The 16059-nt window shown below is 35.6% G+C and carries 16 protein-coding genes, 2 tRNA genes and 1 pseudogene; 7 read left to right on the forward strand and 12 right to left on the reverse strand.

The annotated features are described in order from the left end of the window. Positions 1-316: 316 nt before the first annotated feature. Both acsn021_RS16645 and acsn021_RS16650 read right to left on the reverse strand, forming a co-directional pair. A tRNA-Thr gene (locus acsn021_RS16645) sits at positions 317-389 on the reverse strand. A gap of 15 nt (positions 390-404) precedes the next feature. Further along, positions 405-478 (reverse strand) — tRNA-Pro (locus tag acsn021_RS16650). A gap of 369 nt (positions 479-847) precedes the next feature. Between acsn021_RS16650 and acsn021_RS16655 the strand changes: the two genes are divergently transcribed. After that, positions 848-1225: a YmaF family protein gene (locus acsn021_RS16655; RefSeq protein WP_184093723.1), complete on the forward strand. Its 378-nt coding sequence runs from the start codon at positions 848-850 to the stop codon at positions 1223-1225. Positions 1226-1379: 154 nt separating this feature from the next. Here the strand turns inward: acsn021_RS16655 and acsn021_RS16660 are convergent, their stop codons facing one another. Then, on the reverse strand, positions 1380-2249 hold the full coding sequence (locus tag acsn021_RS16660; RefSeq protein ID WP_184093722.1) for a DegV family protein: 870 nt from the start codon (positions 2247-2249) through the stop codon (positions 1380-1382). 323 nt (positions 2250-2572) lie between these two features. Here acsn021_RS16660 and acsn021_RS16665 point away from each other — a divergent pair. Both acsn021_RS16665 and acsn021_RS16670 read left to right on the forward strand, forming a co-directional pair. Beyond that, positions 2573-3172 (forward strand): annotated as a pseudogene (locus acsn021_RS16665) (ABC transporter ATP-binding protein); the annotation flags it as partial. A gap of 103 nt (positions 3173-3275) precedes the next feature. Further along, positions 3276-3524 carry a hypothetical protein gene (locus acsn021_RS16670; protein ID WP_184093720.1) on the forward strand — a complete coding sequence of 83 codons (249 nt, stop codon included), beginning with the start codon at positions 3276-3278 and terminating at the stop codon, positions 3522-3524. A gap of 91 nt (positions 3525-3615) precedes the next feature. Here acsn021_RS16670 and acsn021_RS16675 read toward each other — a convergent pair whose 3' ends face one another. After that, positions 3616-3822 carry a hypothetical protein gene (locus tag acsn021_RS16675; protein WP_184093719.1) on the reverse strand — a complete coding sequence of 69 codons (207 nt, stop codon included), beginning with the start codon at positions 3820-3822 and terminating at the stop codon, positions 3616-3618. Between the two features lie 245 nt (positions 3823-4067). On the opposite strand from acsn021_RS16675, the gene acsn021_RS16680 reads away from it, so the two are divergent. From acsn021_RS16680 to acsn021_RS16690, 3 genes are read left to right on the forward strand one after another with little or no spacing between them, the layout of a single operon-like run. Beyond that, positions 4068-5729, forward strand: a complete 1662-nt coding sequence (locus tag acsn021_RS16680) for a recombinase family protein (protein ID WP_184093718.1) — start codon at positions 4068-4070, stop codon at positions 5727-5729. Between the two features lie 10 nt (positions 5730-5739). Then, positions 5740-5910 carry a sulfonate/nitrate/taurine transporter ATP-binding protein gene (locus tag acsn021_RS16685; RefSeq protein ID WP_184093717.1) on the forward strand — a complete coding sequence of 57 codons (171 nt, stop codon included), beginning with the start codon at positions 5740-5742 and terminating at the stop codon, positions 5908-5910. After that, positions 5897-6721, forward strand: coding sequence for an ABC transporter permease (locus tag acsn021_RS16690; RefSeq protein ID WP_184093716.1), 825 nt, complete (start codon positions 5897-5899; stop codon positions 6719-6721). Before acsn021_RS16685 ends, acsn021_RS16690 begins: the two co-directional genes overlap by 14 nt. A gap of 158 nt (positions 6722-6879) precedes the next feature. Here the strand turns inward: acsn021_RS16690 and acsn021_RS16695 are convergent, their stop codons facing one another. The 4 genes from acsn021_RS16695 to acsn021_RS16705 all read right to left on the reverse strand — a co-directional run bounded on the left by acsn021_RS16695 (position 6880) and on the right by acsn021_RS16705 (position 10886). Continuing rightward, on the reverse strand, positions 6880-7716 hold the full coding sequence (locus tag acsn021_RS16695; protein ID WP_184093715.1) for a DegV family protein: 837 nt from the start codon (positions 7714-7716) through the stop codon (positions 6880-6882). A 407-nt stretch (positions 7717-8123) separates the two neighbouring features. After that, positions 8124-8441, reverse strand: coding sequence for a hypothetical protein (locus acsn021_RS23300; protein ID WP_330601793.1), 318 nt, complete (start codon positions 8439-8441; stop codon positions 8124-8126). Between the two features lie 180 nt (positions 8442-8621). Further along, on the reverse strand, positions 8622-10184 hold the full coding sequence (gene htpG, locus acsn021_RS16700; protein ID WP_330601792.1) for a molecular chaperone HtpG: 1563 nt from the start codon (positions 10182-10184) through the stop codon (positions 8622-8624). A 204-nt stretch (positions 10185-10388) separates the two neighbouring features. After that, entirely contained in the window at positions 10389-10886 is a 498-nt protein-coding gene (locus acsn021_RS16705) for a DUF5721 family protein (protein ID WP_184093714.1), read from the reverse strand. Between the two features lie 80 nt (positions 10887-10966). Between acsn021_RS16705 and acsn021_RS16710 the strand changes: the two genes are divergently transcribed. After that, the gene (locus tag acsn021_RS16710) at positions 10967-11161 is read left to right on the forward strand and encodes a hypothetical protein (protein WP_184093713.1); all 195 of its coding nucleotides are present in this window, start codon (positions 10967-10969) and stop codon (positions 11159-11161) included. 208 nt (positions 11162-11369) lie between these two features. On the opposite strand, the gene acsn021_RS16715 is transcribed toward acsn021_RS16710, so the two are convergent. From acsn021_RS16715 to acsn021_RS16730, 4 genes are all read right to left on the reverse strand, one after another. Beyond that, positions 11370-12047, reverse strand: coding sequence for a TraX family protein (locus tag acsn021_RS16715; protein WP_243182302.1), 678 nt, complete (start codon positions 12045-12047; stop codon positions 11370-11372). Between the two features lie 85 nt (positions 12048-12132). After that, positions 12133-13983, reverse strand: coding sequence for an alpha-amylase family glycosyl hydrolase (locus tag acsn021_RS16720; protein WP_184093712.1), 1851 nt, complete (start codon positions 13981-13983; stop codon positions 12133-12135). 111 nt (positions 13984-14094) lie between these two features. Beyond that, positions 14095-14757: a DUF6320 domain-containing protein gene (locus acsn021_RS16725; protein ID WP_184093711.1), complete on the reverse strand. Its 663-nt coding sequence runs from the start codon at positions 14755-14757 to the stop codon at positions 14095-14097. A 14-nt stretch (positions 14758-14771) separates the two neighbouring features. Further along, positions 14772-16031: a condensation domain-containing protein gene (locus acsn021_RS16730; protein ID WP_184093710.1), complete on the reverse strand. Its 1260-nt coding sequence runs from the start codon at positions 16029-16031 to the stop codon at positions 14772-14774. Positions 16032-16059 lie beyond the last annotated feature (28 nt).

Genomic DNA, 16059 nt, shown 5'->3' on the forward strand with positions numbered 1-16059 from the left:
TTATTACTTACCATTCTATGCAACAAAAATACAATTTATTATTATCACTTTATTTGCTGCTATTACAGCACTAGTCTTCCCTGTAAAATTTTCGAATTAAAATGTATATAAATTCTTTTAATAAATATTACAAAACTATGTAAAAACCTTAATTCTAAATATATACTCTACATGAAAAAATTGATACTTCCCTTATTTGCCAACATATAAGCTGTAGTATTTAACATTTGTTTAAATAACGGATTTATACATCCTATCATATTAAAAAAGCACCCGGTCGAGTGCTTTTTTATAAATGTTCACACGTTTTAAAATAAGCTGGAAATGGGATTTGAACCCACGGCTTCCTCATTACGAGTGAGGTACTCTACCAACTGAGTTATTCCAGCAGATTCCTAAAAAAATCGAGGTGACGGGATTCGAACCCACGGCCTCTGCGTCCCGAACGCAGCGCTCTACCAATCTGAGCCACACCTCGTTACAATTTTGTTTGTCTTGCCAAATTATTATGCTACTTTTTTTGCCAGAAGTCAAGACTAATCTAAAACATTTTTTATGAAATATCCATTGTTATTATAACACGACCAGACAGTTCTATATGTCTTATTTCAATAATAATAACTAATTTAATCAATACTTTGCATACAAATAAAATTGATAATACATTTTGCTACATAATCACTCTTTTTATTTATCAGCATATTATATTAACGGAGAGAACTCCATCCGTTTATACCAAAAGACTGTAAAAATAATCGAAAAGAAAGGATATGCCACGCTTCTTTCATATATCCGATGTTGTGGCATTAACACATCTAAGTCTTATGTGTTATGGGTTGGTTCAAATATGGATAATCCGTTTAATAATTTAAACTCCCCTCATAAAGGGTGTGATTGCAACCATAATAAGCAAAAGCATGTTCATGAAGTGCTTGGAAGCGTTGAAATAGCCGAACCTCAAGAAAATCCACATAACCACAGATTTGCTACTGTATCAGGAGAAGCAATTCCTTATGGCTGCGACCATTTTCATGAGGTCAAATTTAGAACTGATTTCTATGAAGAACATTTTCATGAATTCTGCGGAAGAACTTCGGGTGCTATTCCAGTTGGTGGTGGAAGACACGTGCACTTCCTGGAATCAGTAACTTCTGTTAATGATGGTCACAAGCATAAATTCAGAGTAGCCACCTTAATCGAAGATCCTATTAGCGAACGCTGTTAGTTGCTAATCTTTTACCTAGATAATTTAAAAGCCACTGCATCTATTATTTGAGATGCCGTGGCAATTTTATTGCTATCATTACTTCAACGAATATGCTTCTATATGTTTATATATACACAGCTATAAGAAATTTTGGCTCTCTACCTACTGCTGTCTATCTTTCTTCTCCTAAGTAACAAATACCAATAGCTCCTGGTCCGGAATGGGCTCCTATGCTTGGACTGATCGTATTGATCATAATATTATTTATGTGTAATCTTTCTTTAATTAACTCTGCAATATAGGCAGCGTCCTCAGCAGCATCACCATGAACAATACATATTGGGTTATTTCCGTTCTTATGGTTACCCATCTGGGTCTCCATACGATTTACAATCGTTGACAAGGACTTTTTACGTCCTCTGACTGTTCCTCCCGGAACTAATGCACCATCCTTATTCACCACTAATATTGGCTTTACATTAATCATACTGCCAACTATGGCTGTCATCTTTGACACCCTTCCCCCTCTTTGCAAATGAAACAAATCGTCCACTGTAAACTGGACACAAAATTTCAATTTATTCTCCTCAATCCAAGCAGCAACTTCATCAATCCCCATGCCTGCTTCCTTTAGCTGAACAGCCTTCATAACTACTAAGCCTTCACCTAAAGAAACATTTAAAGAGTCTAAAACAACGATTTTTGCCTCCTGATTTTCTTCACACAATTCCCTTGCTCCCGCAGCCACATTGCTATGTCCACCGCTTAAAGCTGAGGAAAAACTAATATGCAATACATCTAATCCTTTGTCTAAATAAGACTGAAAGGTTTCCCGTATAACAGCAGGATTGCTTGCCATAGTGGTCGGCATTACACCTGCCCTCATTTTATCATAAAATTCCTTTGGTGTTAAATTTAACTCATCACCATAAGTTACTCCATTAATATCGTAATAATGCGGTATAATACCTATGGCTTTCTCTTTTATATATTCCGGTAATAAATCACAGTTTGAATCTGCTGTAATGACAAAATCCTTCATTATCGATCTCCTTATCTTCTTTTTTTCTTTTACGGGATATTCGAAATCATTTTTGTTTTCACAAAAAACGAATATTACTAGGGTTTTCTCATTAACTGCTTGCTGTTAATGCATTATTATGTAAACAACTTCTTCCTTATTTTACATGATATAATACAACAATGCAACTAATATTTACTAGCTTATTCATCCTTATTTTATTATTACTTTATAAACAATTTATAATTTTATATTTTTTTACTTTATTCCATATATTCCCCTTAAAAGTAACCCTATCCCTACACTAATCATATATTATTATATAAAAAAATCAGGAGGAATATATGGGAGAACTTTTAAGAATCGACAACGTAGGCTACACCTACCATAGTCTGGAAGGAGAAACCCCCGCACTGCAAAATATCTCTTTTCATGTAAATGATTGTGAATTTCTTGCTATTGTCGGCCCCAGTGGATGCGGTAAATCAACACTTCTTTCATTGATTGCCGGATTAATCGTCCCTGATACTGGTAATATATATATAAATAATAAAGATGTTAAAGCTTCCGGCAAAAATATAGGATATATGCTTCAAAAGGATCACTTGTTAGAATGGCGATCCACTCTTCGTAATCTAACCTTAGGTCTGGAAATACAACACAAACTTGCAGACAGCAGCTACATTTTAATCAATGATATGCTTGCTACCTACGGATTAATAACTTTTAAAAATGCAAGACCCTCCGAGCTTTCCGGCGGAATGCGTCAAAGAGCCGCTTTAATTAGAACCTTATTATTAGAGCCCGATATCCTGCTTTTAGACGAACCTTTTTCTGCTTTGGATTACCAAACCCGTATTGAGGTATCTGATGATATATGGGGAATCATACGAAAAGAGAAAAAGACAGCTATCTTAATTACCCACGACATATCAGAAGCTATCGATACTAAAATACTATGCGAAATACTCCCCTAGAATTGACTGTTCTAATCACCTTTTTATTATTTTGTCATATAATGTAAAAAAAGAAAGGAGTATGCAGAATATGCCTGAATACAATAAAAAGGTTAATGATCAATCCTATTGCCCATCCTGTAATAATTGGCCTGGTTATCCCAGGTCTGATAAATGGAGACCTGGATACGGCCCCGGGTATGGTTCCGGCCCATGGGGTTCCGGCTACGGTCCCGGTAAGAGACCTTGGGATTCTGGCTCATGGGGTCCTGGCTATGGTGGTCCTCATAAGCGCCCATGGGGCTCCGGTCCGTGGGGTCCTGGTTCTGGAAGGTGGTAATCTAAAAGTAGTTTCCTAATAAAAATAGTTTAGAGGTTAACTGGCTGCTATGTAACTCGACTTGTTAACCCCTAAACAACATTAGTTCTATTTAGTTTTCAGATAAATACTTCTTTTTCTCCAAATGTTCTTGAAGCATTTCATATACTTTACTGCGTATGTGCTCTGGTTGCTTCATTAACTGGCTGAGCATTAAATCACTTACTATGTATGTGGCTTCTTCTTTCATTTTATTCATATTATTTATCTTTTCTTTTTCCTGCTCCGTTGAATCTTCATTCATAACCTGAATCACCATAGGCGAACGTCCTGCTCTGTTTTATATTATAATAGTATTTATTCCATAAGCCTGTACTTGTTTCATGTCTATGACACTGTTATGGCAAATTAAGTATGAATCATATCTCTTCACGATATACTGTATAAGAGATAAGGTTGAAAGAAAATATAAATGTATAGAAAGGATGCCACTCAGCGATTCTTTCGACCTGTTTTATTTGTGGCAGTATCGCAGGCAAACTTCGATATGTGATGGGTGTGAATATGAATATAGCAATCTACAGCCGGAAATCAAAGTATTCAGAAAAAGGTGATTCTATTGATAATCAAATACAATACTGTAAGGATTATGTAAAAATGCACTTAAAGCAAATTACCGAACCAAATTTTATAATATATGAAGACGAGGGCTTTTCTGCTGCCACTACCATACGACCCAGTTACCAAAAACTATTAGAAGATATAAAAGTCAAAAAGATTCAGGTTTTAATATGCTATCGCCTAGACCGTATTAACCGTAACGTATCTGATTTTTCAAAAACCTTAGAACTGTTAGAAGAATGCAACATATCTTTCATTTCAGCTACTGAAAATTTTGATACTTCGACTCCTATGGGCAAAGCCATGATATACATAGCTTCTGTTTTTGCTCAATTAGAAAGAGAAACCACCGCCGAAAGAGTAAGAGACAACATGCTTGCCCTATCAAGAACCGGCAGGTGGTTAGGAGGTCTCTCACCGCTTGGATATCAATCCGAATCCATTTTATATATGGACGAATCTTTAAAAGAACGCCAGCTTTATCAATTGGTTCCAATTGAAAAGGAGCTTAATAAAGTGCTTCTAATTTTTTTAAAATATAAAGAGACACAGAGCCTTTCCCAATTAGAGACTTATTGTCTAACCAATCACATTAAAACGCAGAAAAATTGTGACTTTACAAAAAACTCCTTATCTCTCTTATTACAAAATCCTACCTATTGCATTGCAGACAAAGAGGCTTATGACTATTTTTCAGGTCTTAACTGTATTATTCCCTTCTCTATAAGCGATTTTAACGGACAAAATGGAATTTTATGCTACAACCGTACAAAGCATCTGGCTGGAAACCGTCAAAAAAAACGACCTGCTAAGGAATGGATTGTTGCCATTGGGAAGCACCGGGGTATTATAACCGGTAAGGACTTTGCCTTCACTCAAAATTTATTAAAACAAAATAGGACAAAAGGATCGCCTCGTAAAGATACTTCACAAATTGCTTTGTTTTCTGGATTAATCACATGCAGCTGCTGCGGCTCCAGGCTAAGGATTAAAAATATCCGACGAACTAAAGATAAAGTTACTTATTCTTATGTCTGTGAGATGAAAGTTCTATCAAAAGGCGCGCGGTGCCAGAACAAAAATCTACCCGGTGCTTCTTTTGATGAAAAACTTCTTACATTAATAAGAAATATCCTTCTGTATCTTAATATAACAGATACCGCCATTGATTTATTACTGGAAAAAGAATATCTTATTAAGAGTGAAGCTGAAACTGCTGTTTTTCAAATCAACACCTTAAATCAGGAACTGACAGCTATTAATGATGAAATCTCTAATCTTCTTAAACAACTAAGTCAAAACAGTTCTCCCCTACTGGCAAAATACATCCTTCCACAGTTAGATAAGCTGGATGGGAAAAAAAAGCAATCCGAGGAGCGATTACATAACCTGACAATAGGTATTACAAAAGCTGATACACAATCTCCGGATGTACTGAAAACCTATACTACGTTAACTTCTGTGGAAACGCTGTTAGCTTGTCATGATGTCAAAAATCTTCGAGCGTTGGCTGAACTTTTTATTAAATCCATATATTGGGATGGTCAATCAGCAAGCATTAAACTTAATCTCCCCTCCTATGAGCATTTCTGTATTGATAGCTGAAGCAGTTTCCATGGCTGACCGTATTATAGTTCTTTCAAACCGTCCCGGAACTGTAAAAAGTATTATTGATGTCAATTTATCTGTTGAAGATAAAACTCCCTTTAAAGCCAGAAGCGCTCCTGAATTTAAGGATTATTTTAATCTAATCTGGAAGGAGTTAAGTCATTATGAAAACAACTAAAAAAAAATTACTCAGCCAGACTCAGTTATCTATTTCTCCTTCTCATGAAGCTTACATCAGAGAACATCTGAAAAATATACAAAGAATCCGATTTTTTCAAGTTATTATTATCGTTGGTTTCATTGCCCTCTGGGAAGTATCAACCCGTGTGGGGCTGGTTGATTCTTTTATCTTCAGCAGTCCCTCACGGGTGAGCAGAACTTTTTTTGAAATGGCAAGAGACGGCAGTATCTTCTATCACATTGGTGTTACCTTGCTGGAAACTTTCCTTAGTTTTACTCTGGTTATCGTATTAGGTATTGCTCTTGCAATTCTTCTTTGGTGGAATCATAATCTAGCAAAAATCTTAGAACCCTACCTAGTTGTATTAAACAGTCTTCCCAAATCAGCTCTTGCCCCGGTTTTTATCGTGTGGCTAGGTAACAACATTAAGACAATAATAGTTGCAGCTGTCTCTGTTGCAGTATTTAGTACAGTTATAACTTTATATACAGCTTTTATAGGTGTTGAAGAAGATAAAGTCAAATTAATCCGTACCTTAGGAGGCAGTAAAAAAGACATCCTGCTAAAGGTGGTAATCCCCAGTAATATACCTTCTATGATAAGTATCATGAAAGTAAATATCGGTTTGTCCCTGGTTGGTGTTATTATAGGAGAATTTTTAGCCGCAAAAGCAGGACTTGGTTATCTCATTATCTATGGAAGCCAGGTTTTTAAACTAGATTGGGTTATTATGTCCATAGTTATCCTGTGTATATTAGCTACTGCCCTCTACCAGCTTTTATCATATTTTGAAAAAAGATATAAGTAAGTAATTTAAACACCGTTGTTTTTATAACAACAAAAAGTAGACCTTATGGATTATCCAATCCTTAGGGTCTATTTCTTATATAATTAAGCTCTATATAGTTATTTTTCATTATCCCCTGTAACATGAGGCTATGTTTAAGGAGATTCAAAACAAGTAAATTAATAACTTACAACGATTCCGCCGTCACCTGCATACATAGTACTTACCCCTGCTGTTTCCACAATAACTACATCTTTAAAAGGAACTTTCTTTAACACTTCTTCTTTTACAAAAAGTGCCCTTTCATAGTTGTTGCAGTGTGCGATTCCAAGCGTTCTCTTTTCCGGTTCACTCACATCTTTTTCTATATGTTTTGCCATAAGCAGCAAGGCTTTCTGTATTCCCCTTGCCTGATCAAGCTTGCGAATACTTCCATCGTCATTACCAACCATAATTGGCTTAATATTTAAGACACTGGTAAGGATTGCCTGTATACCATTTAATCTACCGTTTTTTCTAAGGGTATCCAGATTCTCAAGTACAAACTTCGTACTTAACGTATCCCGATAATTTTGTATGAGTTGTGTAACTTCCTGAAATTTTTTACCTGCCTCTACATATTCCTTTATTTTCCTCGTAATCAATGTCTGTCCAACCGAAGCAGAACAGGAATTTATTACCAGAATATTTTTAGCAGGATACTCTTCAAGATACAGCTTTTTGCCAAGTTCAGCACTATTATAAGATCCGCTTAGTTTATCAGATAAAGTAACTACATAGATATCCTCTTCTCCCCCATATAATTCCATATATGCCTCAGGAGAAGGACAAGCAGATTTCGGACTGTTGGGGCTGGCATCAACCAGTCTTAAAAATTCTTTTTGGTTAAAAGTAGTATCGTCTATGATTAATGTATCATCAACTTGTAAAGTTAAAGGAACTAACTGTAAATGCTTATCCTGTCTCATTTCTTCTGTTAAGTCCGTGCAACTGTCTATTATAATTCGGTATGCCATTTTATGTCCTCCTAAAAATATCTCAACCTCTTATTACATATATTGGTAACAACAACCATGTTAATTTATATGCTTAACTATGATATATGGTTTTCATTACTATCAATCATAGCATACTGAGTCATTTTTTTAAAGTCCTTTTCTATAATACTTTATAAATATTTTCTAAATTTTTTTGTATTATTCTCATGCATATAATTCAATTTGAACAGTATAACCAGTACACAATCACTTAAATAAAGATTTTAACATTATGTCTGCATTATATAAAACAGGCTTCCTACCGTTGCGAAAGAATCAACAACGTTAGGAAGCCTGGTGTACATCTAATATGAAACGATTCTATAGAAACCATCCGCCCTAAGAGCTTGACAATCTTTCCACTATAAGATCTACCATAGAATTATTTAGTTACTAGTCAGCACCATCATAATATCGTTGCTTCTGGTGATAAATTTTGTCATATCTTCTGCTGCGAGAGGTCTATGGCTTAACATGGCAAGGTCATAAAGCTGTTCGCAAATCATGGATACATGTTCTGCCTCTTCATTATTAAAGATGTATTGCACCAGCTTGTTATTGGAATTTAAAACAAGGGTTTCACTGCTACCAAACATTCCTGGATCCATACCATACATGTTGTATTGTTTCATCATATCTTGCATTCTACGGCTTTCCTCAGAAAGAGTAATCATAGAAGATACTTTATCATTTTTCAGCTTCATTACTTTTACTTCTAATTTTTCCTTACTTAAAACTTTACGGAATAATTCTGTCAACTTTTCATTTTCAGTCTTTAAAGCTTCTTCATCATTTCCATCTTCTTTAAAGCTATCTGTGATATCCGCATCAATTCTCTGAAAACGATAGGATTGTTCCTGCTGTTCTAATTGTGTAATAAAAGGCTAATCAATATTATGTGTAAGAATAAGAGCGTCAATTCCTTCTTCCTTAAACATATTGATGTACTGGCTCTGCTGCTGTTCATTAGTGACATAGAAGATGGTATCTTTTTTCTCTTCCTTATCAGCTTCTTCTTTGTCTTTCTCCTCGGCTGATTCTACCTTTTCAACAGGCTCCTCTGTGTTGTCATCTTTCTTAGAAGCTGCAACATACTCTGGCAAAGTAAGATATTTACCCTCTAAATTCTTAAAGATAATAAAATCCTTCATCTTATCTCTGAATTTATCATCCTTTAAGCAACCAAATTTAATAAATGGACTAATATCATCCCAGAACTTTTCATAACTTTCTCTCTCTGTTTTATACATACCGGATAATTTATCTGCAACCTTCTTTGTAATATAATCAGAGATTTTCTTAACGAATCCGTCATTTTGAAGTGCACTTCTGGATACGTTTAGAGGAAGGTCCGGGCAATCAATGGTTCCCTTTAACAGCATAAGGAATTCCGGAATTACTTCCTTAATATTATCTGCTATGAATACCTGGTTACTGTATAATTTAATGGTTCCTTCCAATGTATCATATTCTGTATTTAACTTAGGAAAATACAAAATACCTTTTAAATTAAAAGGATAATCCATATTCAGGTGTATCCAGAATAAAGGTTCTTTATAATCATGGAATACATTGCGATAAAATTCTTTGTACTCTTCTTCTGTACAGTCATTTGGGTGCTTTGTCCAAAGAGGCGTTGTATTATTTATCGGTTCAGGTTTTTTCTTCTCTTTCTTTTTGGGTTCCGCTGTTTCTTCATCCTTATCGGAATCATCACCAGCTTCTGCAACATTACCTTCTTCATCTACAGTAGCGTCAATAATGTCTTCTGCTTTTTCTTCCTCTTCTTCACTTTCTTCCTCTTCCACCGGTGCATTAGCATTCAGGAAATAAATCTCAACTGGCATAAAGGAACAGTATTTCTGGATGACTTCTTTAGCACGGTATTCATTAGAAAATTCATAGCTGTCTTCATTCAGATACAGAGTAATTTCAGTGCCTCGAAGCTCACGACTGCCTTCACCCATAGTAAATTCGGTACCGCCTTCAGATTCCCAGTGTACACTTTGTGCACCTTCTTGCCAAGACAATGTATCGATAGTTACTTTATCAGCAACCATGAAAGCAGAATAAAATCCAAGACCAAAATGTCCGATAATCTGTTCTTCGCTGGCTTTGTCCTTATATTTGTTTAAAAAGTCAGTTGCACCGGAAAAAGCAATCTGGTTAATGTATTCTTTTACTTCATCCGCTGTCATACCAACACCGTTATCAATAAACTTTAATGTCTTTTCTTCCGGGTTCACAATGACTTCAATTTTAAATTTATTGTCTTCTGGTAAAGAAGTTTCTCCCATAAGCTCTAGCTTCTTTAATTTGGTAATTGCATCACTACCGTTAGATACTAATTCTCGAAAGAAAATATCATGGTCGGAATATAGCCATTTTTTAATAATAGGAAAAATATTTTCGGAATTAATTGATAAACTGCCGTGTTCATTTGTCATTTTTACGCTCTCCTTTACAAATCTTCTCTCATATTTTTATTTCTCATTTTTTGAGAAATTCTTCTCATTCTGAGAAATTTTTCTCAGACGAGCTATTTTTCTCAGAATTAGAATTTTTCTTATGAGAATAATATTAATACGCTTGTTTAAATTTGTCAAGAAGAAATTAGCACTCATTTCACGTGAGTGCTAACAAAATGAATTTTACATTTCTTCCACAGGAATTTCATGGTATTTCAAAAATAGTTTTAAATCAGAATCCCAAACATATTCTAAGGATTTATCTAGTGTAAAGGTCTTTAAAGAAGTGCCAGTAGTCAAAATTAAGACATTCTTTTCATAGCGAATATTTAGAAAGAGTCCATTAATTTCCTCTGGCGTAAATGCCAATCCTGATTTTTTCAAAACATTTTCTGTATAGGCAGGAGATAAAAGCATTACTAATTTTATAACTTTGGGCAGTTTGTTTCCTTTAACCAGGGAATATATAAAAGGTTTTATTTCACTCCAAAGGCTGTATTTTCTATCTCCTAAGACCTCCAGTTCATCATTATTATAATAATCACGGTTTAGTTTACCATCAATGTGTACTTGATGAAAAGTATATATTTCTGCTTCGGAAACCAGAAAATTATCAAAGATATTTTGGATAAGAAGGTTAGACATAAAGGCTTTTACGTCAATAATTTTTAATGAAACCATGCATATTTCCTCCTGTAATGCAAATACTATGAACCCATATAATTATTCATGGCAGGACTTTAAGCAAGGAGGATTAAATTATGTACTTTGACCATTCCAAAAGAAGCTATTATCGTTTTCCCAGTAAAAATCGTGTAACTGACTTTGACTCTCAAACCCCCTACTATTTCCCAGATAAGTACTCCTTTCGAGGAGACGATTTAATGGGAAGCCTGAGGGATGCAAATTACAATAATTACGAAGATGTTCAGGATAATCAAGGTGCATCCTTTTAGTGTATAATCAAAATACACATAACCTAAGCTTATAAGCCTATTATTTTAAACATTTGAGAGCATGTTTGAAAAATACTTGTGCTGTACCAACTACTTAACTTTATAACATCAATACCCTTAATGAAGAGTAGGCAAACAGTGCAATGATTTTTTAAACAGGCTCTAAGGGACTGTTACTCTTTATGCTGTTATTATTAAAACAATTTCCTTAAACTATTACTACACGAATGAAATATAATATCAAAAGGTGTATCGGATAAAAAGCATAAAATACATATTTATTAATCTTAGGCCCTCTCTCTCCATTATAAAACCAGATGAAAATCATCGCCAAAATTGCATACGATTGTAAATCTCCTATTAATATTACATTCATAAAAATCATTATAAGAGCCTGTAATACTTTACTTCTTCTAAAAATATACAAACCTACAATCAAAAGAACACCTGCAAAATTATAATCTACCGCCAGTAAAAGAGCCGCTATGCAGCCTACTGCAACGACCACTACTTCACTTAGGCTGCATAAGAACATTCTGTTTTTCATTTTATTGTCTATTAAATGAATAAGATAGATAACCAGCAGTCCTATAAATAAGGTAAAATAGATATTTTGGTGATAAAAGTTAGGAAATTGATTGTAAAAAGCAAGATCAAAGGGAATCTCAGACAGTAATGCAAAAACACCTAATCGCAATAAATATTTTCTTACATTATGGGTATGAAGAAATCCTTCTACCAGTAAAAAACAAAATATAGGAAAGGATACTCTTCCGATGGTTCTGCATATTATAAATTCACTACTTCCATACTCTAAAAATATTGCTGCGCTGTGATCTAATAACATAGTAAGCATAGCAATTAATTTCAGTACAAATCCGTTCACCTTTAACACCTGTTTAACCTTTCGTCCATAAATTTTGTCTGTCCTAATTCTTTTATTTCTTTTTTTAAAATAAATTCCAATTCTTCTACTTACTTATAAAAATTATAACAGTTCTTGACGGCACCTGATATATCCCTTGGTTTTCAAGAAGCATTGTTAAGGTTTGTTCTTCCTCCGTATTCCAATATATATACCACTTGGTACCAGGCGCAGAAGGCGGCAGTTTAAAACTTTGCACTTCCCAGTGGAAATTTATAGCAATATAAAAACAGTTGTCCTTATCCTGACGGTTTCGCATTACATAATGGCCTGCAAGATGAATACCTAGAACTCTGCTATAGAATGAATAATCAGGAACCCAAGGCACCACACCATGAAAGGAGACATCTGAAAAACCACAGGACATATAATCTATGCAGCGAGGCTGCTGCTCCATGCGAAATACTGGATGTTCTTTACGTATTTGTATCAACTTTTGAACCGTATGGAATATATCTTCTGTATTTTTTAATATATCCCAATCCAACCAGGATAAATCGTTGTCCTGACAATAGGCATTATTGTTACCTTGTTGTGAATTGCCGAATTCATCTCCCGCTAATATTAAGGGAGTTCCCTGACTAAGAAAAAGCAGCGTTAGTGCGTTTCGAATCTGCTTTCTTCTTAGCGCCACTATTTTTTTATTTTTAGTAACGCCTTCTTTTCCGCAGTTCCAACTGTAATTATATTCCATTCCATCCAGATTCTTTTCCCCATTTGCCTCATTATGTCTGATATCATAAGATACTAAATCCATCAGTGTAAAACCGTCATGATTGGTAATATAATTTACAACGCCCCATTGTTCGGGATTTTTCAAGAACCGCTTGCTGAATTCTTCTACCTGTCCCTCTTCACTTCGTAGAAAACGTTTTACAGTTACCGAAAAACCCTGATTGTATTCTGAAAGATTTTTAAAAACCGGCAGCTTATACGCTTCATATGAATACCTGCCCTCCCAGGATTCGGTCATAAGCTTTATATTTCCCAAAAGAGGATCTGCTGCCGCTAAGGCCACGGACTGCCCATCCCCAACTAACCGAAATCCATCTATATGATACTGACGAACCCAGTGTCTTAAACATTCCTGAATCAGTACCGAATTGGTGCCCGGTGCGAAGTTCATTTCCATGAAAACCTCCATACCGTTATTATGAATGGCTTGTACCATATCTTTAAACTCTTTCATTACCTGATGCGGTCTAAAAGCATAAGAAGCTTTGGGGGCAAAATATAAATTATCTTCACTATATCCCCAATAATTAAGTTTTTCCTTACCACCAATTCCCCTGGCTGTAAGAGTCTCATTATATTCATATGCAGGCATTAGAAGTATACTGTTTATCCCTAGTTCTTTTAGATAAGGTATTTTCTCCGATATACCAAGAAAGGTACCCTTATGCTTTACTTCGGAGGAAGGGTGTATCGTAAAACCTCTTACATGAAGCTTATATATAATTAACTGAGTATAAGAGATACTGCATCTTCCCTCTTCTTTCCAGGGGTAATCTTCCTCTGGAAAACCAGAAAGCAATTTCGTATCTCTGCTATTCAATCCATATTGGTCTCTGCCATAAAGAAGAAAAGTATAAGGGTCTGTTATTGCTTTTTCTCCTGCTTGATATTCAAATGCCAAGTCCGAAAAGTCTGAAACATTGGTAATACTGCACTTTTGACGATTCCATTCTAACCGAACAGCAAATACATGACCGGTTTTGTATTCTTTATCCAAGTATATGGTATCCAGACATTCTCCAGTAGATAGACGGTACAAATTTAGACAGCAGGCAGCAAATTCCGGCAGGCTAAGCGAGAAATTAACACTATTTTTACAAAAAGAAACCCCAAAAGGGTAGGGTTCTCCTTTTTTTATCCTTAGACCTATTTTTGATTTCATCTGCTGCCCCTTTCCATAAATAACTTTATGCTATGTAATTACGGCATTCATTTTAAAAACTTAGTGTTTTTACATATTATACCAGAAGTTATTATAGAAAACAATGACTCTCTACATGTGCAGACGCTTTTTCAGCTCCTCCCAGATATTTTCCCACTCAAAGAGCAGTACTGCTGCCAGAGATAAAATACTGCAAGATACCGAGATAACAGAAGGATATTTTACCTGAAGCAGATTACACAACAAAAAGATTACCGGAAGGATACCAAAGATACCATCTAATAAAATATAGATAATAAAATCTCGTACTCCCAAATGCAGTACCTTGGCTGATATATACATTACAATCATAGCTACTACACAAGCAATGGGGAAAACATAATCCAGAGACCAGCCAATCCATCCGGTTCTCCAATCCCAAATCACTGCAAGTATGGATATGACTGCAACCTGCCAGATAATACTTTTCGGTACATTATGACGTTTGCGAATAACCATGGCAAGACTAATCCATACACAAAGAATTCCTGCAATAATAAACATAGGCCAGTTAACCTGTACAGGGAACAGAGCATTCACTGCAAAACTGAGTACTATAATACATATGGATAAAAACACCATTACCCTTAAAATCAGGTTATATTGATAGGAAGTTGGTATAGCCGGAACTATCTCCTCTTCTTCCCTGCCCTCACCAGTCAGAACATTCTGACACAGGGGGCAATATTTCCGATTCCCTCGGATATGCACTTTACAATGTTCACAAAATTGCATAACCTACTCCTCCCTTAATAATTTGCAGAAACTGTTACCTCTATTCCTTTTAAAGCCAGTGTCTGGAAAAAGGTCTTTTGTATATCTGCTTCGGCATAGGGTGATGTAAAACTGACTACTAGTCTGTCCCCATAGGAACACATGCATACCTGAGGACGTATGGCACTGGTAAAAACATCAAATTCTTTGATAAAAGGTGCATACTCGGCAGGCATGGTAACCTTACCGATGTTAGATAATGCAGCTGTTATCCCACGATTGTTAATATAGTTGGCAAGCCGCAAGGTTAAGTCCTTAAAAACAAGTGGAACTGCCCTTGTAAATGCATTGTGTTCAAGGGCTGCCAGCCGTTCTATGTGATTTTTTAACTTATCGGGTGATAATTCCCGGGTGAAGCTTTTTTGGACTTCTAAAACTAATGCTTCAAAATCGGTGCTATTTTTCCCAAAATCATAGGAAATATGGATAGTACTAAAGAAGTTTCGTGCAGATTCCGACTCAAAGTAGTTCCGTAAATTAACTGGTACCGACAGAACCACCGGTAATTTACGCCCTTGTTCTGTCATGTTCTTATATATAGAATACATGAAAAGTGCAGTTAAATACACCGTTAAAGTCGTATTATATTCATGTGCCGCAGCAAGCACTGCTTTTACAGACATGGAACCCTCGATTAGCTGCATACGATTCTCTTCTTTTCTGGTACCTCTGATATGGTAAGCTCTTGGACCAAGGTTTCCTTTGGATATTTTCATACCGGTATAGTGTTTTTGAAAGCTGTCATCCATCTTCTGACGGACGGACGCTTCATATTCCGCCTTTGGTATATTCCCTTTAAGCTCCTCCTTATATTTACGAATAAAATATTGATGTAATAAGGTTTTTAAAAACCACAAAGCACCGGTTCCATCAGATAAGGCATGATAAATCTCAAGACTCACCCTATTTTTATAGTAAAAAACCCGGAATAAAAGAGTTCTCCTGCTTTCCTGATAAAGCCTTGCGCACACGGGTTTACCCTCTTCTTCTACTACCGGACGGATGGAACTGCTTTCCAAATAATACCAAAACACACCCCTTCTTAGTACAGACTTATACAAAGGGAATATCTCTATGGTTTCATCCAATGCCTCCTGTAATAAATCCGGTTCTACTTTACTCATAAGTTCACAAGCAAAACGAAATACCTTTGTATCCTTCTCATTGCTGGTAGCAGGAAATATCTTGGCAGCATTATCAAGTCTTGTCCATTCGACTCTTTTACGACCTTTCATAGTTACACCTTTATAGCAAACCCTTTGG

Source organism: Anaerocolumna cellulosilytica (assembly GCF_014218335.1).
Classification (GTDB): Bacteria; Bacillota; Clostridia; order Lachnospirales; family Lachnospiraceae; genus Anaerocolumna; species Anaerocolumna cellulosilytica.